Here is a 21,057-nt window from a genome sequence, read left to right on the forward strand (position 1 = left end):
GTCGTCATAAGGAAAGGGGCTGTCGCGCAAAAGGCAACAGCCCGAGGATCACCGTGCCAGTCCGCCCAAGATCCCGTTGACGTAGCGGCTGGAATCATCCGTGCCAAATTTCTTCGCCAGCTCGACCGCTTCGTTGATGGCGACGCCGACATCCACCTTTTCCGCACCGTACTTCATCTCGTAGAGCGCGATGCGGACGATGTTGCGGTCAACGCCCGTCATGCGGTCGAGCTTCCAATCATGCGTGGACGCGGCGATCTCCTCATCGATGGCGGCGAGATGCTCGCGCGTACCGCGCACGAGGGAAGCCGCATAGCTATAATCCCGCTTCGTCTCAACGGGCATTTCCTCGACCGCCGCATCGAGCGCCCACATCTGGCACGCCTCTTCGGAAGCCGACTCCGACGGCGGATTGAGCTCCAGTTGGAACAACGTCTGAAGCGCCGCCTCACGCGCCTGTCTACGACTCATAAAACAAAACCTTTTCCTTTCCTGTCGCTCAAAAGCCAAAGCAACGAGCCGCTTCCGCCTCCAGTCTCATTCCCGAAAGCGATGCCGCCGATAACGCTGTCGATAGGGAAACATCTCATCAAAAAAATCTTCCACATCGCGCAGACGAATATCATGATCGATGCGAATGCCAACGAGCAGCCCGACAAGGCAGCAGAAGAGCACGAAGAACGTCTGCCAGAAGCCGAAGATAAGCACAGCGAGACCAAAAAGCGCCCCGAAAAACACGCCGCCGATCTTGCCGCGATGCGGCAGGAGCGCGGGCGCGTGCGCTTCAAAAAAAGCCTTGAACGGGCATGTCTTTTCCTCACCCATCTGCCTTCCTCCTGTCAAACGACGCGCTTCTTCTTCGTCAGCGGCGCATTGGAAATATCTTCGACGACAATGTCCAGCGAAAACTCATCGACGCCCATCGTTTCCTGCATAGCGCGGCGAACTTCCGTGCGAATATCGTCAGAAACAGCGGCGGCATTCGCCTCCTTGCCTATGACGATAGCGAGGCGAAGGGAGAGCTGCGCCCCGTCCTTCGCGGCCTTCTTCGCGACGGAAACCTTCACCTGGAGACTCCGGACGCCCGGAACGGTCTGCACTGTCTGCTCCACGAGATTGTGGACGGCGCCGAGCGAGACGCCGACATCGCCTGCCTTGCCATGGAGCACGAGGAATTCGCCGCCCTCCCGTTTATCTGAGCCACCCGAAAAGCTGCAGCCGATCAGATGTATGCTTAGAAGAAATACAAGGACGCCTCCCGCAACCAGCTGCCATTGCTGCGCTCCCATCAGGTAGCGGTACTCGTTGAGCAGGATCGGTTCGGGCACGATCTGCAGAGCAAGCGCCACGATGCCCAGCGAAAGGCACGCGACGGCGAGCGCGTAAAGGAACAAAAGAAAGCGGTTGATGATCCCCATGAACTTTCCTCTCCTCCTCAGTGGACGCGCGCGTCCTCTTCCTCTGTTTCCTCAGCGAAGCTCACGCCCTGCACATGGACATTGACTTCGACGACGGTCAGCCCCGTCATGTTCTCGATTGCCTTCTTGACATTTTCCTGCACAGCGATGGCTACATCGGGAACGCGCGCGCCGTACTTCACGATCATGTAGAGATCGACCGCCGTTTCCTTCTCGCCGACCTCGACCTTCACGCCCTTCGTGAAGCTCTTCTTGCCGAGCATTTCGGCAATGCCGCCGGCGATGCCGCCGCTCATGCCCGCGACGCCGTCAATCTCCGTCGCGGCGAGTCCCGCGATGATGCCCACGACCTCGTCGGCGATGCGGATCGAACCGATCGCGCCCTTCTTGCTCATGCTGACTTCCTCTGCCATGGAAAATTCCTCCTTCAAAACACATTGCACGCCGCCCTGTCGGATGGCAGATGCAGAAAACACATCGTATGCCGCCTTATCAGCATCAGATGCAAAAGAAAATCAGGCGCGCTCGATATAGTTGCCCGTACGCGTGTCGATGCGCAGGACGTCGCCTTCATTGACGAAGAGAGGCACGCGCACGACGTAGCCCGTCTCGACTGTCGCCATCTTTGTCGCGCCCGTCGCCGTATTGCCCTTGACGCTCGGCTCACACTCCGTGACCTTGAGATTGACGGACGTCGGCAAGGTGATGCCAATGATGCGATCCTTGAATGTCTGCAGATTGACTTCCATATTTTCCTGCAGGTAGTTCAGGGCGTCGCCGAGCTGATCCTTGCTCAGTTCCGTCTGCTCGTAGTTCTCCGTATCCATGAACGTATACATGCCGTCGGCTTCATAGAGGTACTGCATCTTACGCGTATCAAGACGCGCCGCAGGCATCTTTTCGTTCGGGTTGAACGTGCGCTCGACGACGGCTCCCGTCTCGACGTTCTTGATCTTCGTGCGCACGAACGCCGCACCCTTGCCCGGCTTCACATGCTGAAACTCGACAACCTGCCAAACGCCGCCGTCAATCTCGATCGTGAGACCTGTACGAAAATCTGTGCTTGAAATCATTTGTAGCCCTCCAGTAACCTATCCTTGCGTTATCTCAATCAGGTGCTTTGCCGCCTTCGTCAGCGGCACGCCGCCCCGCTCCTCCAGGAGCACCGTATCCTCGATGCGCAATCCGCCCCAGCCCGGCAGATAGACGCCTGGCTCGACCGTGACGACCGTGCCTTTCGCAAGATGCTCCGCCTTGCTCTTCGGCGACAGGCGAGGCTCCTCGTGAATCTCCAGGCCGACGCTGTGACCGAGTCCATGACCGAAGTTCTCGCCATAGCCCTCCTGCGTGAGGAAATCGCGCACGATTCGGTCAGCCTCTTTGCCTGAGATTCCGACATAGAGACTCTTTACGCCGAGGATCTGCGCCTCAAGCACCGTGTGGTAAAGTTCCCTGTGCTTTTCGGACGCTTCGCCCAAGACGACGGTGCGCGTGATATCGGAATGATACCCTTGGTAAACAGCACCATAGTCCATTGTAACAAATTCGCCCGCAACAAGCAACTTTTCTGATGCAGTTCCATGCGGCAGGCTGCCGCGCACGCCCGATGCCACGATCGTCGTGAAGGCGAGACGTTCCGATCCATGCTCGCGCATGAACGCCTCCAGATGCGCGGCAACCGCACGCTCCGAGATGCCGGGGCGCAGGAACTGCAGCACGTCGTCGAACGCGCGGTCGCTGATCTCCACGGCTTTTCTCAGGCAGGCAATCTCCTCGGCGTCCTTGACCTCGCGCAGCGGCTCAAGCGCAAGGCTGATGAAATTTTCCTCTGGCCAAGAAGGCAAGAGCTTCCGAAACGCTTGGAACGTATCAAAGGAGACATCTCTTCCCTCGAAGCCCAGCGAGCGGCAGCCAAGCTCCTGCACCGCCTTCGCCGCCTGCTGCCAAAGCCCAGCCTTCTGCTCGACGACCTCGAAAGCGGTTTCTGCCTTCGCCTGCTCCATATAGCGAAAATCCGTGAGCAGCAATTCGCGCTCCGCCGTGATGAGGAGAAGCGAGTCGTCGCCCGTAAAGCCGCTGAAGTAGCGCAGATTCACGATCTTGCTCACGAGCATCGCCTCGACGCCCTTCTCCTTCATGAGGGTGCGCAGACGCTCTACGCGCTTTTCCGTGCTCATCGCCTCGCCCCCTTCTCCTTCGCTTTGAGCTTCATCAAAGTGATTTCGAGCGCCCCCAGATAGCTCTCCGCACCGAAGCCCGCAACCTGTCCCATGACGACGGGCGCGATCACCGACGTATGGCGGAACTCCTCGCGCCGATGGATGTTCGACAGATGAATCTCGATGACGGGCACGGAAACGGCGGCGATCGCATCACGCAGAGCGATGCTGTAGTGCGTGAAAGCGGCGGCGTTCAGCAAGATGAAGTCCGCACTGCCCTCGGCATCCTGCACGGCATCGACGAGCGCCCCCTCATGATTCGACTGAAAGAACTCGATTGCCGCACCCGCTTTTGCCGCACGCTCCCGCAGCACCTCGTTGATGTCCGCAAGCGTCGCAGCCCCGTAGATTTCCGGCTCACGCTTTCCGAGAAGATTGAGATTCGGACCGTTCAGCACCAAAATTTTCGACAAGATTTCTCCCCCCGTCGTTTCCATCTTCATTAATAGCGAATCACAAAATCCTGCTCATCCGCCGTTTCCCGCGCCTCCGTGACAAGACCGCTGACACGGATGTAGCCGTTGCCCTGCCAAATCCTGTTCCAAAGCGCCTCGACAGCCTCGGCTTGACCCTGCACCTCCATCGTGACGGAGCCGTCCTCCATGTTGCGCACCCAGCCGCAAAGGCCAAGCTCCAGCGCATTCTGCTGCACGAAGAAGCGAAAGCCGACGCCCTGCACGCGCCCCTCGGCTCTGGCAAAGAAGCGCACATTTTCCTTTTCCATCACATTCATCCTTTCTCCCTGCAGCGGCGCAGGATGGCATACTCCTCAACGGGCTGCTCCATGTGCATACGCACGATCTGCTGCGCATGAGCTGCCGTCGAAACAGGCTCGCCCACCTCGTCCCTCATCTCTGCCAGGCGCTGGCAGAACGTCTCGCGCGTGGGCTGGAACACTTCGATCTCCTGTCCGACCTTCATATTGTTGCGCTGCTCGACCGTCGCCATGCGCGTCCTTTCATCGTAATGGCGCACGAGTCCGATGAAATCCGCCGTCTGCTCGTACGAAGCGCTCGCATAGATCTGGTCGCCCCCATCGGGCACATGATCGAAGAAGCCGCTCGTGTAGATGCGGTGCGATACCTTCTGCAGCTCTTCGAGCCAAGAATCGCGCAGATGGAACATACGCCCCTCATCATAGGCGGCGTCGATCGCCTCGCGGTAGACCTTCGTGACGCTCGCCGCATAGTGGACGCTCTTCATGCGCCCCTCGATCTTCAAGCTGTCGAGTCCCATGGCGCAAAGCTCGGGCAAAAAAGGCAAGAGGCACAAGTCCTTGGAATTCATGATGTAGGTGCCGCGCTCGTCCTCCTCAATGGGAAAAACCTCGCCGGGACGACTCTCTTCCACAAGCCCGTAGCGCCAGCGGCACGCCTGCGCACACGCGCCGCGATTCGCATCGCGCCCCGTGAGGTAGCTGCTCAGGAGGCAGCGCCCCGAATATGATATGCACATCGCGCCGTGCACGAACATCTCCAACTCAACCGTAGAATGCGCACGGATCGCGGCGATCTCGGCACGCGAAAGCTCGCGTGCAAGCACGACGCGCTCAGCGCCGAGTTTCTGCCAAGCGTCAACCGTTGCCCAATTCGTATTGTTCGCCTGCGTGCTGATATGGAGCGGCACAGAGGGAGCAAACTCACGCGCAAGCGAGAAGACGCCAAGGTCGGAGACGAGCAGTCCGTTGACATGCATCTCGGCGAGGAAGGAAAGATACTCCGGAAGCCTCTCCAAATCCGCATTGTGTGCGAAGATATTGAGCGTCACATAGACCTTTCTGCCAAGCGCATGGGCAAAACGCACGCCTTCTTCCATCTCCGACTCGCTGAAGTTGCCGCCGAAAGCGCGCAGTCCGAAGCTCTTGCCGCCCAGATATACGGCATCCGCACCATAGATAAGCGCCATCTTGAGCTTCTCCAAGTTGCCCGCGGGGGAAAGAAGCTCCGGCTTTTTCATGCACCTGTCGCCTGCGCGGCAAGACGGGGCACGATTTTCCGTCAAATTCATCTAGCGCACCTTCTGCACGATGGCGTCGTGCTCCTCGTATGTATGGGAATAATAGTTATGCCCCTCCCTGTCCGCGACGAAATAGAGGTAGTCCGTATCCGCCGGCCAGAGCACAGCCTCGATGGACGCCGTGCCGGGATTGGCGACGGGGCCGGGCGGCAGTCCTCGGTGCTGGTAGGTGTTGTACGGCGAATCCATCTCCGTGTCCTTGAGCGTCACATCCTCCTTCGGCGCATCGAGCAGGTACTGCAGTGTCGCATCTGACTGCAGCGGCATACCGATGGCGAGCCGCTTCAAGAGAACCTGCGCGATGATTGCGCGGTCTTCCTCGTAGCGCGCTTCCTTCTCCACGAGCGAAGCAAGAATGATCAGCTCATAGATGCTCAGATTTTCCTCCTTTGCACGCTCGCGCATCTTTCGCGTGAGCCGCTGGTCAAAATCGCGCGACATCATCGAGAGGATGCCGTCGACCGTGATGTCGCCGTCGACCTCATACGTATCGGGGAAAAGAAAACCCTCGGCATAGTAGCGCGCCTTGTCGTCCTTTTCTATATAATCGTAGGGCGCATAATGCTTCGCCGCCTTCAGGAACTCCTCCTTTTTCACGACGCCCTTCGCATCGAGGCGCTTGGCGATGTCCTCGACGGTGAAGCCCTCGGGAATCGTAAAGCGCACCTGCACCGTCTGTCCTTCAACCAAGGCCTGCAGCACATCGCGCGGCTCCATGTTCGTATGGAGCGCATACGTGCCGACCTTGAAAGCGCCGTCCGCGCCGTTCATCTTCGCCGCCAGCCAGAATTTGAAGCGACTGCGTATGACGCCGCGCTTTTCGAGCATTCCTGCCACATCATCGGCGCTCATGCCTGTGCGAACCGTGACATAGACGTCTTTCTGCTCCTCTGAGACAGGCGTCGCCGGCGAAAGAGCGTAAGAAAAGAGCCCGAACAGCAAGAAAAAAAGAAGCGCAGGCGGCAAAATGTACTTTTTCATATATCCCGTCCAATCTTCCGGCGGAAAGCGGCGCAATTCCTCGAAGGAAAGGCTCTTCGCCCACGAGAGGAATATTTCCTGCACCCACACCACGCAGACGAGGAAAAGCGCCAGAGCCTTGCCAAGATATGCCAAAGCTGCAGTTCCGAGACTCTTTCCCGCCTTATCTTTCTCAGGTGAATCAGAAAGCATCCCCTTGAAGCGCTCGACCCACGGCGCAAGAAAATCCGGCAGCCGCAAAAAAACATCCCCTTCCATTCTATTTCCAATCCCATTATACGCAATACCCGTGAAAATTACAACAGGCATAGAAAAGGGCTCTTTGTCAAGAGTTACGGTGAATTTTTTTCAAAATAGTTTATGCGATTTTGGATCGGCGAGCTTGGCGGGCTTTGTTGTTCAGCAGGAATATGATGCGGCGACTTGATTTCCTGCGGTCATTTTAGCTTCCTCCTTGTTGACTGCTTTGATGGAATCCGTTACCATAGGTTCATAAGAGGCAGTTCCTCTCAGCTGTAGGTGGCTTTTGTCAACAGGCTGGGTTTGAAGGGAACTGTCTTTTTCATTGGCGGCTTCACGAGCCGCAGCGGCCTTGTATTCTTCTTCTTTTTGCAGTTTGAACTTGACAAGATCTTCTTCGGTCTTTATACTAGAACCAAAGAGGTCAAAGAACCTTTTACCCTCCATGGGCAATTGAAGCCTGGCGGACTGGTAAAAGTTCTTGGCCTTTCTTTTATTTACATACAGCGTGCTCCCTCCCATTACGTTATTGATATACCATACATGATCTGTACTTCTTGTCCTCCCGCTTCCATAACCGCGCCCATAGATCGATGTGATAATATGTGTTTTTCCCTGCCTTTTACGGCTTCCAAGTCCAAGGGAACAATTATATCCACCCCTTGATTATCCTTTAAGTCAAGAGCTAAAACTATGCGATTGGAGACGGTATGAGACTTGAAGATCATCATTGGCTCTGCCATCGCCGCAGGTATCTTTTTTAATATTTCTTCTGACATGTCCTTATGCTTTACTTGAATGTGTTCTAGGCACGAAATTATTGCTCCGAGGAATAATTTTTGATATAATGCGACGTAGTTAAAGCATCGACGAGCACAAGCCCCACACCTCGCGCAGAGGTAGTGTGCTTGGCTTGATCGGTGCTTTTTCGTGTTGACAAACTCCTCTTCTTCGGCTATCTTATAGCTAAGGAAGCTGTTCGTTTGCTCTTCCAGGGAGAATTGGACTCCGGCGGATGTGAGAAACAGGGCAGCTTTTCCTTTATGACCTTCTTGTTGACTTTTCCTATAAACTTTGCTATCGTAGCCCTTTAAAGGAGCGTTCCTCTCAGCTGTAGGTGGCTTTCGTCATCAGGCTGGGTTTGAAGGGAACGCCTCTTTCGTCAAAGCATCTAAGAATTGCCTCCGTCAGGGGAATCGCCCCTTTCCGATCGCACTCCTTGGATGCTTTTTATATGTCGGATGTTCCATTGACAAAATCCCTTTCTGTCCTTATACTTTGCATTAAGAAGTCTGCTGTTTTCAGCTGCCATGGGGAATTGGACCCCGGCGGGAGCTGAAAACGGCAGATTTTTATTATATCGATATTGACAAAATCCCTTTTCGTCTTTATACTTTGCATTAAGAAGTCTGCTGTTTTCGGCTGCCAGGGGGAATTGGACCCCGGCGGGAGCTGAAAACGGCAGCTTTTTATTGGTCGATATTGACAAAAGCCGCTTGTGTCTTTATACTTTGCTTATGAGGTAGCTCGTTTCTTTCCCCAGGGAGAATTGCACTCCGGCGGATCGGGAGAAACGGGCAGCTTTTTCTTTATCTGCCGCGTCCTGCATCTTCGATCGCGCGTTCGCGTGCGGCAAATTCCATCGCCCACGGCGTATCTTCGTATTCTTTTGCCGCGCCCTCGTACCAGCTCGCCCAAGCATCGACCTCGGCAAGGTCTTCGGCAGTCTCTTCATCGAAAGGCGCGAGACGCGCGAGATCGTCATAAAAGATATGCGCTGTCTCATGCAGAAAGGTGCTTTCGTCGGCTGCTTCAAAGAGGCTGAAGAGACAGCTGCCTTCTTGCAGCACGGAGAACTGTCCTTGAATCTGTCCTCGGGATTCTTGATGTTGCTGATAGTAAGTTTTCCCGTCGGCGTCCTTGACACCGGCGAGCATTTCGCGTATAGTAATGGTATCAGAGGAAGCGTTGTCTGGCCTCCCAGCAGGTGAAAGCCCTGTTGAGGTGGCAGCGCTTCCTCCTTTGTTTGTATGTACATCTTCAAGAAGCACATCATACACGTTTACATCTGCTGGCATCAAAGTGATGACGCCTTCCTGTTCTTCCGCAACGATTCGGATTGTCTTCAGTTCTGTTCCTATGCGCACGGGTACATAAAATCTATGGATATGCTCGACCAGTACTGTGCCGTGAAAGGCTTCCTTGTCGCGCGTGATACGCGCTCTGCCCATGTCGCGGCGTGAGCGACGAGGACGCTTGCGGCGCTCTTCGCCCTCGCATTGTCGCCTTGCAGCGCCTTCTCGACTGCTTCGTAGACGCGGCTGCCGTCTTTGCCGAGCAGTTCTTTCAGTTCTTCCGTCATCTGCTGTCCCGCTTTTTCTCTCTGTATCATTCTTATAGTAGAAATTTTCTGCGGCTTCCTTGACACTGGCGAAAATCTCGCGTATAGTGGTGGCTGTAGAAGAGTTATCTGGCTCCACAAGGGGTAAACTCCCCGCTGGGGCGTTAGCTCTTCTTTTTTGTCTCTGATTATGTCACGTCTGCTGATAGCAAGACTTCCCGTCGGCAGCCTTGACGCGGATGAATATTTCTCGTACACTACTCGTAAAAAGTCTTCCCGCCGTCCCTATCACAGGTGAAATTCCTGCTAGGGGGCGAGAGGTCTTTCTTTTTTTTGCACCGTGCTGCCTGTTGATAGCAAGATTTCCCGTCGATATTCTTAACGCTGACGAGTATTTCGCGTATATTGACAGTAGTGGGAGCGTGCTACTGCGTGTTTATACTAACCCTGTAAGGGTAGGCATCGACGCGGGATCACGTTCTTTCAGCTCCTCTGTCATCTGCTTCCCTCCCTTTCTCTCTTCCTCTATTGTAAATGCTTGCAGTATTAATACTGCACACTTTCCGACGGATGTGAATTTTTCACGAGACTTTGTTAAAGGACGAATTTTCCTGTATACTGGGAGTGAAACAGGTGCTATGACGGAAAGGAGCATTGTCATGAAATACATATCGGGGCTTCATGCGCTCAACATTCCGTGCCGTTTGGAAACGAGCGGCGATTGGCATACGCTGTCTTTGTCATGGGAAAACATTCCTTTATGGAATACGGAGAAATCGCCGTTTGGCACGGAAGGGATCGAACAGCATCACAGCCTTATGGGCAAAAAAGGGATTTTCTACATTGCAAACCACATCCGAGCCTGCCTTGATCTGCTCTTGGCAGGAGATTTTTCCAATTTACAAGGCATGCGCCGCGATTATATCTGCACGGATATTTATGACGCAGATATTTTTGCCGCAGTTTGGAAACTGCGCGAGACAGCACACTGGACAGACATCGACCGATTCATGGAAAAGGAGTATCGAATGAAGTGGATTCTTTTCAGAAAGGAGCAAGAGGCGAATGAATACCGCACGAATGCGTCATATAGAAATCATGCGTAATTTCTTGACAGAACTCAACAAGGAAACCGATACGTTCATCTTGAAAGGCGGGACGAGCCTTCTTCTTGCTTATGGACTGGATCGTTTTTCCGAGGATATTGACTTGGATGGAGAGAAACGGCGTCTCAAGGGATTCATCGAGAGTTATTCCCAAAAGCATGGATTTTCTTTCCGTATCGCCAAGAATACGCCGACCGTCGAGCGATTCATGCTGACATACGATTCATCCATACAGAAACCATTAAAAATCAAAATCTCCTATCGCAGCCGCAGCATTCCCGCCAATACGCATCATCGCGTGAATGGAATAGAAGTTTACACGATCGAGCGAATTTGCCAGTTGAAAACAGGCGCTTACCAAGGACGGGACAAAATCCGCGATCTCTACGACATCTGCTTCATTTGCGATCGATACTTTGAGGAGTTGTCGGCGTCTGCAAAGGAACAGCTGAAGGACGCTCTGACCTATAAGAGCTTTGATTATTTTGATTATGCCACTTCCACGCAGGACGATACACTGATCGATAAGGGCGCATTGGCAGGACTTTATCTGAAGATGTTTGAAAAGCTCGATCTTTTCTATTCGGAGGAAGAGGCGAAAACTCTTTCTGCAAAGGAAACGGATGCAGAAAAAGAGGAATGGAGTCGCTGATACCGACGGACAGAGGATCTCAGGTCGGGAAGATTGCCGACATACACAATAAACTCCTCCGGCATCATAAAATACCTTCTTTCCGTCAAAATAAAAAAGATGTTACGTTGATACAAAATGTATCTTCGTAACATCTTTTTTAGGTTATGTTACTTAGACACAAAATGTATCCCCGTAACGTATAGAATAGAACCAGAAAAAGCCGACGCCTCATGAGCGTCGGCACTTCCTCGCATGAATCGTTAGTCTTCCTCTTCGTCATCCATCAGCGCATCATAAGCACGCTGCACGGCGTCAAATTCCTCGTCCGTAGGCTCGACGTATTCCTCTTCTCCATCATCGCCCATGACGACCTTGGCGATGAGGACATCCTCATCGTGCTCGCCGCAGCCACAGCCGCAACTGTGCGCATGCTCCTCTTCCTCTTCCTCGTCATGGATGCCGATGAGCAGCGCGAACTTGTCATCACCGACGGGAATAATCATTTCCTCGCGGTAATAGTAGCTGTTTCCCTCTTCGTCCGTCATCTCGACAATGACGTCCGCATCCTCGTCCAGAATTTCTTTTTCCTTGTCCGACATATCTTTTTCCTCATTTCTCTTCTGGGACTGCGCCGACGCGCATCCCCAGATTGTCCAAATATCCCTGCAAGATGAACACGGCCGCCATCTTGTCTATGACCTTGCGACGCTTGGCGCGGCTCACGTCGGCCGCGATCAGCGAGCGCTCCGCCGCCACGGTCGAAAGCCGCTCGTCCCAAAAGACGACCTGGCTGCCCTTAAACTTCTTCTGCAGTCTCTGTGCGAAGTCGCGCACGACGTCGCAACGCTCGCCCTGCGTGCCGTTCATGTTCTTCGGCAAGCCGACGATGAAGGTGTCCGTCTCGTAAAGCTCCATCAGTTCCTTGAGACGCGCAAAATCCTTGTCCCACGACTTGCGCCGAATCGTCTCGACGCCCTGCGCCGTGAGACCGAGCGCATCGCTTGCGGCGACGCCGATCGTACGGTCGCCAACGTCGAGCGCAAGAATTCGCTTCTTCACGCCTTCTTCTCCCGATGTGCCTCGATATAGAAATGCACGAGCTCTTCCAAAAGCTCGTCGCGCTCCAGCTTTCGCACCTTGCTGCGCGCTTCCTTGTAGCTCGTCACATAGGCAGGATCGCCGGAAAGAAGGTATCCGACAAGCTGGTTGATCGGATTGTAGCCCTTTTCTTCCATCGCTTCGCAGGCTTCGCGAATGATGACCTCAGCCTTATTCTCTTCCGCGCCGAAGCGGAACATCATCGTTTCATCGCTGACCATCTCTTGCTGTCCCTCCCATCGGAAATGCTCGCATCTGCATCTTCAGCCGATCATCTCATGCTCGATCATGTACTCGGCAATTTGCAGCGCGTTGAGCGCCGCGCCCTTGCGGATCTGGTCGCCGCAGACCCAGAGGTTCAGACCGTGCTCGACCGATTCATCGAGACGGATGCGCCCGACCTCGACGTCGTCCTTGCCCGAGGTGAAGAGCGGCATCGGGTAAGCCTGCTCGTCGGGATCGTCGTTTAGGGCAGCGCCGGGGAAGGCGGCGATCGCCTTTCGCGCTGCCTCGACACTGACCGCTTCCGCAAATTCGATGTTGACCGACTCCGCATGGCTGCGGTAGACAGGCACACGAACCGTCGTCGCCGTCACGCGCAAGTCAGGCTCGGAAAGAATCTTGCGCGTCTCGTCGATCATCTTCATTTCTTCCTTCGTGTAGAGATTTTCCTTGAAGATGTCAATCTGCGGAATCAGGTTGAACGCTATTTGATAGTGCTTCTTGAGCGATGCGCCCGGCAGAATCTCCGCCTTCACGGGCTTCTTCGCTACGATGGCCTCGACCTGCTCCTCAAGCTCCGCCATCGCCTCCTTGCCGCCGCCCGAAACGGCCTGATACGTCGAGACGACGACGCGCTTGATGGGCGCGAGATTGCGAAGCGGCTTCAGCGCCATGACCATGATGATCGTCGAGCAGTTCGGATTCGCGATGATGCCCTTGTGCTCCTTCAAAGCCTCGGGATTGACCTCGGGCACGACGAGCGGCACATCCTTGTCCATGCGGAACGTGCTCGAATTGTCAATGACAACAGCGCCCGCCTTCACAGCGGCAGGTGCAAACGTCTTGCTCGCGCCGCCGCCCGCAAAGAGCGCGATGTCAATGCCCTCGAAGGAATCCTCGCGCGTCTCTGCCACCGTGTATTCCTTGCCCATAAACGCGATCTTCTTGCCCGCCGAGCGCGAGGACGCAAGCAAGCGAAGCTCTGCAAAAGGGAACTTGCGCTCTTCGATGAGGTTCAGAAACTCCTGCCCTACGGCGCCCGTCGCGCCCATGATTGCCACATTATATTTCTTCATGCTGCCATCTCCTGTAATTTTTCCTGCCGACATCAATCGAGCAGTTTCTCCAAGCCGACGACGAGACCTGTAAGTTCCCTGACCTTCTTGCAAGCGAGCACGACGCCCGGCATGAACGACTCGCGGTTGATGGAGTCATGGCGGATCGTCAGTGTCTGACCGAGTCCGCCGAAGATGACCTCCTGATGCGCAACGAAGCCGGGCAGACGCACGCTGTGAATCCTCATGCCGTCGACCTCAGCGCCGCGTGCGCCCGGAAGCTTCTCCTTCTCATCAGGATGCCCCTGCCGCACGGACGCACGCGCCTCCTTGATCAGTTCCGCCGTCTGCAAGGCCGTGCCCGACGGCGCATCAAGCTTGTTGTCATGGTGCAGCTCAATGATCTCGACGTGCGGCATGTACTTCGCCGCCTGACGGCTCATGAGCATCATAAGAACTGCGCCGATGGCGAAGTTCGGCGCAAGAAAAACAGGCTTCTTCTTCTCCAACGACAGCGCTTCGAGCTGCGCCTTTTCGTCCGCCGTCATGCCCGTCGTGCCGATGACGGGCGAGACCCCATGCTGCACGGCAAGCATCGCGTTGGAAAACACGGCGTCCGGCCGCGTGAAATCCACCATGACGTCCGGCTTTGCTTCTAAGAGCGCCTGCGCGAGATCCGTCGCCACCGTCACGCCGCATTTGCCGCAGCCCGCGATCTCTCCCGCATCCCCGCCGCCATGCACGTCGACAGCAGCAACGAGGGAAAGCTCCGCATCCGCGAGCACTGCCTTGACGACAGCCTGTCCCATGCGGCCGCAGGCCCCGCTGACCAACACATTTACCAAGATATGCGCCCCCTTCAAGCAAGCCTTGCGAAAAACGTGCAAGACCAATGTGCATCTATTGTATATGAAGCAGATGGAAAAAGTCAATGTATTTTCTTATTGTCGTATGCCTGTGGGAAATTTAGGTAAAAAAGGGCAGTGCATGAGTCAGATCCGACTCATGCACTGCCCCTTCAAACACTTTATCAGCTCAGCTTATCTGCCAGCAGCTGGTTGACCATCTGCGGATTCGCCTTTCCCTTTGACTGCTTCATAACCTGGCCCACGAGAGCGCCGAGCGCCTTTTTGTTGCCGCTCTTGTAGTCGGCGACAGGCTTTGGATTGGCGGCGATGACGGCGTCGACGATCGCCTCGATCGCCTTCGTGTCCGTGATCTGCACGAGTCCCTTGTCCTCGACGATCTTCTCGGGCGCATCGCTCGACGTCCACATCTCAGCAAAAACCTTTTTGGCAATCTTCGACGAGATCGTGCCCTTTTCGATGAGCGCGAGCATCTGCGCGAGACGCGAGGCTTCGACCGGCGATTCCTCGATCGTCTTGCCCTCGGCATTGAGGTTCTTCGCGAGGTCGCCCATGATCCAGTTTGCCGCGCTCTTCGCGTCGGCGCCGCCCGCAAGGCAAGCCTCGAAGTATTCCGCCATCGCCCGCGACGCCGTGATGATGCCCGCATCGTAAGCCGACAGGCCAAACTCCTTCATGTAGCGTTCGCGGCGTGCATCGGGCAGCTCGGGCAAACCCTTGCGATACGCCTCGATCTCTTCTTCCGTGGTCACGATGGGTACGAGATCCGGCTCCGGCATGTAGCGATAGTCATGCGCCTCTTCCTTCGAGCGCATGGACTTCGTGACGCCGCGCTCAGGATCCCATGTGCGCGTTTCCTGCACAATATGACCGCCGTCTTCGAGGATTTCCTCCTGGCGCTCAATCTCGTAGGAAAGAGCGTCCTCAACCGCCTTGAAGGAATTGATGTTCTTCATCTCCGCCTTCGTGCCAAGCGTCTTCTCTCCTGCGGGACGAAGCGAGATATTGAGGTCGGCGCGCAGATTTCCCTCTTCCATGCGGCAGTTGGAAACGTCGATGTATTCGAGGATCGACTTGATCTTCTCCATGTAGGCGCGCGCTTCCTCGGGCGTCGACATGTCCGGCTCGGAAACGATCTCGATGAGAGGCACGCCCGTGCGGTTGTAATCGACGTTCGATGTCAAAGAGTCCGTGATCGTAGCGCCCGAATGGACAAGCTTGCCCGCATCCTCTTCCATGTGGATGCGCAGGATACGGATGCGCTTCGTGCCATTCTCCGTCTCAATATCGACATAACCATGCTCAGCAATCGGCAGATCGTACTGCGAGGTCTGGAAGTTCTTCGGCAAATCGGGATAATAGTAGTTCTTTCGGTCGAATTTGCTGTACTTGTTGATCGTGCAGTTGAGTGCAAGACCCGCTTTGATGGCGAACTCGACAACGCGCTTGTTAAGCACGGGCAGGACGCCGGGCAGCCCCAGGCAAACGGGGCAGACATGCGTATTCTGCTCGGCGCCGAACTTCGTGGCGCAGCCGCAGAAAATCTTCGTGTTCGTCTTGAGCTCGCTGTGAATCTCAAGACCGATGACTGCTTCGTAATTCATGCCTTCGCCTCCCCGATCTCTGCCCTGTCCTCATGGAAGGAATGTGCCTGCTCATAAGCGTAGGCGGCGCGCAGAATCGTTTCCTCCGCCAGCGCCTTGCCGATGATCTGCAGGCCGATGGGCATGCCCTTCGCCGAGTAGCCGCAAGGCACGGAAATGCCTGGCAGACCTGCGAGGTTCAAAGGCACGGTGCAGATATCCTGCAGATACATCTTCAGCGGGTCAGAAACCATCTCGCCGATCTTGAAAGCCGGCGTCGGCGCTGTCGGTGCCATGATGACATCGACCTTTTTGAAGGCGTCAGTGAAATCCTGCTGCACGAGCGTGCGCACCTTCAGCGCCTTGAGATAGTACGCATCATAATAGCCCGCCGAAAGCGCATAGTTGCCGATCATGATACGGCGCTTGACCTCCTCGCCGAACTTCTCGCTGCGCGTCTTCGTCATCATCTCAACGATGTCCGCGCCATCGACGCGTGCACCGTAGCTCACACCGTCGTAACGCTCAAGGTTCGTCGCGGCTTCCGCCGGCGCAATGAGGTAATACGTCGAAATCGCATAATCCGTATGCGGCAGAGTGATTTCTGTGACCTCAGCGCCCATCGCCTCAAAATCCGCAATCGCCTTGCGGATCGCCTTTTCTACGTCGGCGTCCATGCCCTTGACGAAGTATTCCTTCGGCAGACCGATCTTGAGTCCCTTCACATCCTCGGTCAGCGCTTTCGTATAATCGGGCACGGGCGCGGTACTGGAGGTCGAATCCATCGCATCGTGTCCAGCGATGACATTCAGCACATGCGCACAATCCGTCACATCGCGCGTCACGGGGCCGATCTGGTCGAGCGACGACGCATAGGCGACGAGACCATAGCGCGAGACGCGGCCATACGTTGGCTTCATGCCGACGACGCCGCAGAACGACGCTGGCTGGCGAATCGAGCCGCCCGTATCGGATCCGAGCGCCCAGACCGCCGTACCTGCAGCGACCGCCGCCGCACTGCCGCCCGAACTGCCGCCGGGCACGCAGTCGAGATTCCACGGATTGTGCGTCTTCTGATAAGCGGAATTCTCTGTCGAACCGCCCATCGCGAACTCATCCATGTTGAGTTTTCCTAAGATGACAGGATGCTCTGAGGCAATCTTTTCCATGACCGTAGCATCGTAGGGAGGTACGAAATTCTCCAAGATCTTAGAAGCGCACGTCGTCTTGACGCCCTTCGTGCAGATGTTATCCTTGATCGCGCCGGGGATGCCCTCCAAAAAGGCGATCCGCTCGCCGCGCGCGATCTTCTCATCAGCGCTTGCTGCCTGCAAGAGCGCCGTCTCACGCGTCTGCGTCAAATACGCCCCGACTTCGCCCTCGACCTCATCCATACGTGCGAGCACGTCTTTCGTCAGTTCGGTCGAGGAGATTTCCTTCTTTTGCAGCAAATCATGAAGCTCATGCGCTGCCTTGTCGTAAAGTTTCACCTAGGTTCCTCCTCAGCCTTCCAGAATCTTCGGCACTTTGAAATAGCCATCGTCCGCCAAAGGCGCGTTGGAAAGCGCCGCCTCTCGTGCGAGCGAAGGCTTCACCTCGTCGGCACGAAAGACATTCTGCATCGGCAGGGCATACGTCGTCGGCTGAACCTCTGCCGTATCGACACCGTCAAGGTTCTCGACATACTGCAAAAAGGCGTCGAGCTGCCCAAGATACTTTTCCCTCTCCCCCTCTGCAATCGAGAGGCGCGACAGGACAGCGACATCCGCCAAATCCTTCTCCGTGACTTTCATCTTCTCACCATCCATATAATGACTGTTGTTACACGCTGTCTACTATGAATCCTAAAAAATCGAGCCGAAGGCTAAACCTATCGGCCGTTTTTATGGCAGGGAAGTGTATAATATTCAAAAAGCAGACATCGTGCACTCGATTCATTATAACACATCCGCGCCTTTCTGGGGAATAAATCCTTCGTATTCAATACACGACGCTTTCCAAAAACAAGCCGCGTGCAGGCGCGGTCGCCGAGGCACGCTTTCGCTCGCGGCTCGCGAGGATCGCGGCGAAGTCCGCCCGCGTGCGCCGCCCCCTGCCGACATCGACGAGCGTGCCGACGATGTTGCGCGCCATGTGGTAGAGGAAGCCGTTCGCATGGAAGCGAAACTCAATCCTCTCGCCCTCGATGCGTCTGCCCTCGGCGCTGTACATCGTGCGCACGGGCAGCATCGGCGCACCGCCTGCGGCACGAAACGCCGAAAAGTCGTGCGTGCCGAGGAGCAGCGCCGCCGCCTCGTTCATCGCTGCAAGGTCGAGCGGCGTGCCAACGTACCAAGCGTAGCGTTCGCTGAACGGGTTCGGCATCTCGCCCTCCTGTATGCGATAGATATACGACTTGCTCTTCGCGCTGTGACGTGCGGAGAAGTCACGCCCTTCTTCCCGCGCCGCCTTGACGACGATATCGGGCGGCAGGACGCTGTTCATCGCACGCACGATGCGCTCTGTCGGGATGCGCCCGTCCGTAAAGAAGTTCACGACCTGCCCCATGGCGTGAACACCCGCATCAGTGCGTCCTGCCGCCGCCAGTTCGATCGCATCGCCGAAGACGAGCGCAAGCTTTTCCTCCAGGACGTTCTGCACGGCGCGGATCGGCGGACTCTGACGCTGGAAGCCGTGGTACGCCGTGCCGTCGTAGGCGACGGTCAAACAGATGTTGCGCGCGCGCGCCTTCATCCTTTCCTTATGCTCGCGCTTCATGCGATCCCGCCGAACTTCAAGGCGGCGAGCGCCGCGAAAAAGAGTGCGCCGAAAGCGTAGGCGACATAGTCGATGGAGCTGATGCGCAGCGCCTTCATCTGCGTGCGTCCGACGCCGCCGCGATAGCAGCGCGCCTCCATCGCCAGCGCGAGGTCGTCGGCGCGGCGAAACGCCGAAATGAATAGCGGCACGAGCACGGGCACGAACCCCTTGACGCGCTCGATGACGCTTCCCTCCGTGAGGTCTGCGCCACGCGCCTGCTGCGCCTTCATGATCTTGTCAGCCTCCTCGATCAAGGTCGGCACGAAACGCAGCGCGATCGTCATCATCATGGCGATCTCGTGCGCGGGTACACCGACGCGCTTCGCGGGCTGCATGAGGGTTTCCAAGGCATCGGTCAGGGCGAGCGGCGAGGTCGTATACGTGAGGAGCGCGGACAAGAGAATCAGAAGCGCCAACCTGAGTGCGATGAAGAAGCCCTTCGCCGCTCCCTGCCAAGTGAGGTCGAAGAGCCATACATGGAAAAAGGCGTCGCCCGGCGTGCTCACGAGGTGGATGACGAACGTAAAGGCAATGATCCACGAGAGCGGTTTCAGCGCCTTGAGCATCAAGAGGAGCGGCACGTGGCTGACAGCGATCAGCGCCGCCGTGAAAGCCGTTAAAGCCGCATAAGCGAGCGGCGAGTCAAAGACGAAGATCGCCGCAAGGAAAAAGAACAACAGGACGATCTTCGTGCGCGGATCGAGGCGATGCAGGAGCGAGTCGCCCGGGAAGAACTGCCCGAGCGTGATGTCCTTCAGCATAGTCTTCGCCTCCCCAGAGCCTCTTTGATGCGCACTGCGCCATCCGCCGTGTCGAAGGCGGCGGGATCGAGATCGAGTCCCTTCTCGCGCAGCTCTTCCAGAAGCTCGACGAGATGCGGCGCACGAAGCCCCGCCTCCGCCAGTCTTTCCTTGGCGAAAAAGACCTCACGCGGCGCACCTTCGAGCGTCACACCGCCCGCGTGCATGACGATGAGGCGGTCAGCATAGTGCGCGATGTCGTCCATATTGTGCGAAACGAGCACGATGGTCACGCCGCCCTGTTCATGCAGTTCGGCAAGACGTGCGAGGAGTGCAGCGCTCGCACGCGGGTCAAGTCCCGCTGTCGGCTCATCGAGCACGAGATAGCGCGGCTTGAGCGCCAGAACGCCCGCGATCGCCGCACGCCTCCTTTGCCCTCCGGACAGAGCGAACGGCGACCGCGCCCCAAACTCGGAGACAGGAAGCCCCACGAAGTCCAGCGCCGCCCTCACGCGCTCCTCGACCTCCTGCGCGGAAAGCCCGAGACGCGTAGGGCCAAACGCGACATCCTTTTCCACCGTCTCCTCGAAGAGCTGATGCTCGGGGTACTGGAAGACCATGCCGACGCTGCGTTTCGCCTTCTTCGCTTCCGCGCCCTTCTTGCCGATGTCCGTGCCGTCGACGAGAACTGTGCCGCTGTCGGGCTGCAGAAGGCCGTTGAGATGCTGCACGAGCGTCGATTTGCCCGATCCCGTATGCCCGGCGAGCGCCGTGAAGCTGCCCGCCTCGATCGTCAGCGAGACGTCCGAAAGAGCCTTGCGCTCAAACGGCGTGCCGCGCATGTATGTGTAGTCGATATTTTTCAGCACGATGGACAAAGCGCACTCACCAATTCCCTATCCGTCAAGAGATCCTGCGGCAGCGATATGCCGTCCGCGCGAAGGAGCGCCGCCAGCTCGACGGCGAGCGGCACGTCGAGGCCACGCGCCTTCATGCCCGAGACGTCCTGAAACACCTCGCGCGGCGTTCCCTCCGCCGCGATGCGCCCCTCCTCCATGACGATGACGCGGTCGGCGGCCGCCGCCTCCTCCATGAAGTGTGTGATATAAATGACGGTGATGCCCCTCTCGCGATGAAGCCGCTGCACCGTCTGCAAGACCTCCTGCCTGCCCAAAGGATCGAGCATCGCCGTCGGCTCGTCGAGCACGAGGCAGCGCGTCCGCATCGCCAACGCGCCCGCAATCGCCACGCGCTGCTTCTGCCCGCCCGACAGGAGGTGCGGCGCCGCCGTGCGATAGCGCTCCATGCCGACGGCCGCGAGCGCGTCTCTCACGCGCACGCGGATTTCCGCCGGCTCTATGCCGAGGTTTTCCGGCCCGAAGGCGACGTCGTCCTCAACGACAGCGGCGATGATCTGATTGTCGGGATTCTGGAACACCATGCTCACGAGCTGGCGGATGCGCCAGAGCTCCTGCGTCTCCTTCGTATCCAGCCCCGCGACCGTACATCGGCCCTCGGTCGGCAGGAGGAGCGCATTGAAGTGACGCGCCAGCGTCGACTTACCCGAACCGTTCGTGCCGAGGACGGCGAGGAACTCGCCGTCGGCGATGGACAAGGAGATGTCGGAAAGCGCCCGATAAGCGTCCTCTTCCCCCGCATGGAATACATGCGAAAGATGTTCGGCACGAATGAACTCCGCCACGCTTCTTGCCTCCCCTGTCATGCACGGACGAAAAACT

At 56.7% G+C, this 21,057-nt stretch carries 28 protein-coding genes; 2 read left to right on the forward strand and 26 right to left on the reverse strand.

Features of this window, described 5'->3' with window-relative positions; translation table 11 throughout:
• Positions 1 to 48: 48 nt before the first annotated feature.
• The 14 genes from nusB to QZ177_RS01935 all read right to left on the reverse strand — a co-directional run bounded on the left by nusB (position 49) and on the right by QZ177_RS01935 (position 9,236).
• Entirely contained in the window at positions 49 to 471 is a 423-nt protein-coding gene (nusB, locus tag QZ177_RS01870; RefSeq protein ID WP_294175335.1) for a transcription antitermination factor NusB, read from the reverse strand.
• A gap of 66 nt (positions 472 to 537) precedes the next feature.
• Complete coding sequence (locus tag QZ177_RS01875) at positions 538 to 825, reverse strand: DUF2273 domain-containing protein (protein ID WP_294175336.1); 288 nt, start codon at positions 823 to 825, stop codon at positions 538 to 540.
• A gap of 14 nt (positions 826 to 839) precedes the next feature.
• Complete coding sequence (amaP, locus tag QZ177_RS01880; RefSeq protein ID WP_009646059.1) at positions 840 to 1,418, reverse strand: alkaline shock response membrane anchor protein AmaP; 579 nt, start codon at positions 1,416 to 1,418, stop codon at positions 840 to 842.
• 17 nt (positions 1,419 to 1,435) lie between these two features.
• Positions 1,436 to 1,831: an Asp23/Gls24 family envelope stress response protein gene (locus tag QZ177_RS01885; protein WP_006192453.1), complete on the reverse strand. Its 396-nt coding sequence runs from the start codon at positions 1,829 to 1,831 to the stop codon at positions 1,436 to 1,438.
• A 102-nt stretch (positions 1,832 to 1,933) separates the two neighbouring features.
• On the reverse strand, positions 1,934 to 2,491 hold the full coding sequence (gene efp, locus QZ177_RS01890) for an elongation factor P (RefSeq protein WP_006192454.1): 558 nt from the start codon (positions 2,489 to 2,491) through the stop codon (positions 1,934 to 1,936).
• Positions 2,492 to 2,509: 18 nt separating this feature from the next.
• Positions 2,510 to 3,595, reverse strand: a complete 1,086-nt coding sequence (locus QZ177_RS01895) for a Xaa-Pro peptidase family protein (protein ID WP_294175337.1) — start codon at positions 3,593 to 3,595, stop codon at positions 2,510 to 2,512.
• Complete coding sequence (gene aroQ, locus QZ177_RS01900; RefSeq protein WP_294175338.1) at positions 3,592 to 4,050, reverse strand: type II 3-dehydroquinate dehydratase; 459 nt, start codon at positions 4,048 to 4,050, stop codon at positions 3,592 to 3,594. Before aroQ ends, QZ177_RS01895 begins: the two co-directional genes overlap by 4 nt.
• Before the next feature lie 29 nt (positions 4,051 to 4,079).
• Positions 4,080 to 4,370, reverse strand: coding sequence for an acylphosphatase (locus tag QZ177_RS01905; protein WP_294175339.1), 291 nt, complete (start codon positions 4,368 to 4,370; stop codon positions 4,080 to 4,082).
• Positions 4,367 to 5,644 (reverse strand): U32 family peptidase, encoded by a 1,278-nt coding sequence (locus QZ177_RS01910; protein WP_294175340.1) that lies wholly within the window; start codon positions 5,642 to 5,644, stop codon positions 4,367 to 4,369. The genes QZ177_RS01905 and QZ177_RS01910 overlap by 4 nt, the downstream gene beginning before the upstream one ends.
• Positions 5,645 to 6,892: an endolytic transglycosylase MltG gene (gene mltG / locus QZ177_RS01915; RefSeq protein WP_294175341.1), complete on the reverse strand. Its 1,248-nt coding sequence runs from the start codon at positions 6,890 to 6,892 to the stop codon at positions 5,645 to 5,647.
• A 141-nt stretch (positions 6,893 to 7,033) separates the two neighbouring features.
• The gene (locus QZ177_RS01920; RefSeq protein WP_294175342.1) at positions 7,034 to 7,321 is read right to left on the reverse strand and encodes a hypothetical protein; all 288 of its coding nucleotides are present in this window, start codon (positions 7,319 to 7,321) and stop codon (positions 7,034 to 7,036) included.
• Between the two features lie 74 nt (positions 7,322 to 7,395).
• Positions 7,396 to 7,902 (reverse strand): hypothetical protein, encoded by a 507-nt coding sequence (locus QZ177_RS10460; RefSeq protein ID WP_366461530.1) that lies wholly within the window; start codon positions 7,900 to 7,902, stop codon positions 7,396 to 7,398.
• 561 nt (positions 7,903 to 8,463) lie between these two features.
• Positions 8,464 to 8,724 (reverse strand): hypothetical protein, encoded by a 261-nt coding sequence (locus QZ177_RS01930; RefSeq protein ID WP_294175343.1) that lies wholly within the window; start codon positions 8,722 to 8,724, stop codon positions 8,464 to 8,466.
• Positions 8,725 to 9,011: 287 nt separating this feature from the next.
• The gene (locus QZ177_RS01935; RefSeq protein WP_294175344.1) at positions 9,012 to 9,236 is read right to left on the reverse strand and encodes a hypothetical protein; all 225 of its coding nucleotides are present in this window, start codon (positions 9,234 to 9,236) and stop codon (positions 9,012 to 9,014) included.
• 638 nt (positions 9,237 to 9,874) lie between these two features.
• Between QZ177_RS01935 and QZ177_RS01940 the strand changes: the two genes are divergently transcribed.
• Complete coding sequence (locus QZ177_RS01940) at positions 9,875 to 10,321, forward strand: hypothetical protein (RefSeq protein WP_294175345.1); 447 nt, start codon at positions 9,875 to 9,877, stop codon at positions 10,319 to 10,321.
• Positions 10,281 to 10,973 (forward strand): nucleotidyl transferase AbiEii/AbiGii toxin family protein, encoded by a 693-nt coding sequence (locus QZ177_RS01945; protein WP_294175346.1) that lies wholly within the window; start codon positions 10,281 to 10,283, stop codon positions 10,971 to 10,973. The genes QZ177_RS01940 and QZ177_RS01945 overlap by 41 nt, the downstream gene beginning before the upstream one ends.
• Positions 10,974 to 11,215: 242 nt before the next feature.
• Here the strand turns inward: QZ177_RS01945 and QZ177_RS01950 are convergent, their stop codons facing one another.
• The 12 genes from QZ177_RS01950 to QZ177_RS02005 form a co-directional block, all read right to left on the reverse strand.
• Positions 11,216 to 11,554, reverse strand: coding sequence for a DUF1292 domain-containing protein (locus QZ177_RS01950; RefSeq protein WP_009646095.1), 339 nt, complete (start codon positions 11,552 to 11,554; stop codon positions 11,216 to 11,218).
• A 10-nt stretch (positions 11,555 to 11,564) separates the two neighbouring features.
• Positions 11,565 to 12,014 (reverse strand): Holliday junction resolvase RuvX, encoded by a 450-nt coding sequence (ruvX, locus tag QZ177_RS01955; protein WP_294175347.1) that lies wholly within the window; start codon positions 12,012 to 12,014, stop codon positions 11,565 to 11,567.
• Positions 12,011 to 12,274 carry an IreB family regulatory phosphoprotein gene (locus QZ177_RS01960; protein ID WP_006190529.1) on the reverse strand — a complete coding sequence of 88 codons (264 nt, stop codon included), beginning with the start codon at positions 12,272 to 12,274 and terminating at the stop codon, positions 12,011 to 12,013. The genes ruvX and QZ177_RS01960 overlap by 4 nt, the downstream gene beginning before the upstream one ends.
• A 42-nt stretch (positions 12,275 to 12,316) precedes the next feature.
• On the reverse strand, positions 12,317 to 13,351 hold the full coding sequence (locus QZ177_RS01965) for an aspartate-semialdehyde dehydrogenase (protein WP_294175348.1): 1,035 nt from the start codon (positions 13,349 to 13,351) through the stop codon (positions 12,317 to 12,319).
• A 32-nt stretch (positions 13,352 to 13,383) separates the two neighbouring features.
• On the reverse strand, positions 13,384 to 14,175 hold the full coding sequence (gene dapB, locus QZ177_RS01970) for a 4-hydroxy-tetrahydrodipicolinate reductase (protein ID WP_294175349.1): 792 nt from the start codon (positions 14,173 to 14,175) through the stop codon (positions 13,384 to 13,386).
• A gap of 185 nt (positions 14,176 to 14,360) precedes the next feature.
• Positions 14,361 to 15,800, reverse strand: coding sequence for an Asp-tRNA(Asn)/Glu-tRNA(Gln) amidotransferase subunit GatB (gene gatB / locus QZ177_RS01975; protein WP_294175350.1), 1,440 nt, complete (start codon positions 15,798 to 15,800; stop codon positions 14,361 to 14,363).
• Positions 15,797 to 17,269 (reverse strand): Asp-tRNA(Asn)/Glu-tRNA(Gln) amidotransferase subunit GatA, encoded by a 1,473-nt coding sequence (gene gatA, locus QZ177_RS01980; RefSeq protein WP_294175351.1) that lies wholly within the window; start codon positions 17,267 to 17,269, stop codon positions 15,797 to 15,799. The genes gatB and gatA overlap by 4 nt, the downstream gene beginning before the upstream one ends.
• 12 nt (positions 17,270 to 17,281) lie before the next feature.
• Positions 17,282 to 17,572 (reverse strand): Asp-tRNA(Asn)/Glu-tRNA(Gln) amidotransferase subunit GatC, encoded by a 291-nt coding sequence (gene gatC, locus QZ177_RS01985; RefSeq protein ID WP_265071788.1) that lies wholly within the window; start codon positions 17,570 to 17,572, stop codon positions 17,282 to 17,284.
• A gap of 187 nt (positions 17,573 to 17,759) precedes the next feature.
• Positions 17,760 to 18,536, reverse strand: a complete 777-nt coding sequence (gene truA / locus QZ177_RS01990; protein WP_294175352.1) for a tRNA pseudouridine(38-40) synthase TruA — start codon at positions 18,534 to 18,536, stop codon at positions 17,760 to 17,762.
• Entirely contained in the window at positions 18,533 to 19,339 is an 807-nt protein-coding gene (locus tag QZ177_RS01995; protein WP_294175353.1) for an energy-coupling factor transporter transmembrane component T, read from the reverse strand. The genes truA and QZ177_RS01995 overlap by 4 nt, the downstream gene beginning before the upstream one ends.
• Complete coding sequence (locus QZ177_RS02000) at positions 19,333 to 20,187, reverse strand: energy-coupling factor transporter ATPase (protein ID WP_294175371.1); 855 nt, start codon at positions 20,185 to 20,187, stop codon at positions 19,333 to 19,335. The genes QZ177_RS01995 and QZ177_RS02000 overlap by 7 nt, the downstream gene beginning before the upstream one ends.
• The gene (locus tag QZ177_RS02005; RefSeq protein ID WP_294175372.1) at positions 20,181 to 21,041 is read right to left on the reverse strand and encodes an energy-coupling factor transporter ATPase; all 861 of its coding nucleotides are present in this window, start codon (positions 21,039 to 21,041) and stop codon (positions 20,181 to 20,183) included. The genes QZ177_RS02000 and QZ177_RS02005 overlap by 7 nt, the downstream gene beginning before the upstream one ends.
• Positions 21,042 to 21,057 lie beyond the last annotated feature (16 nt).

It is taken from the genome of uncultured Selenomonas sp. (assembly GCA_905372355.1).
GTDB lineage: Bacteria > Bacillota > Negativicutes > Selenomonadales > Selenomonadaceae > Selenomonas.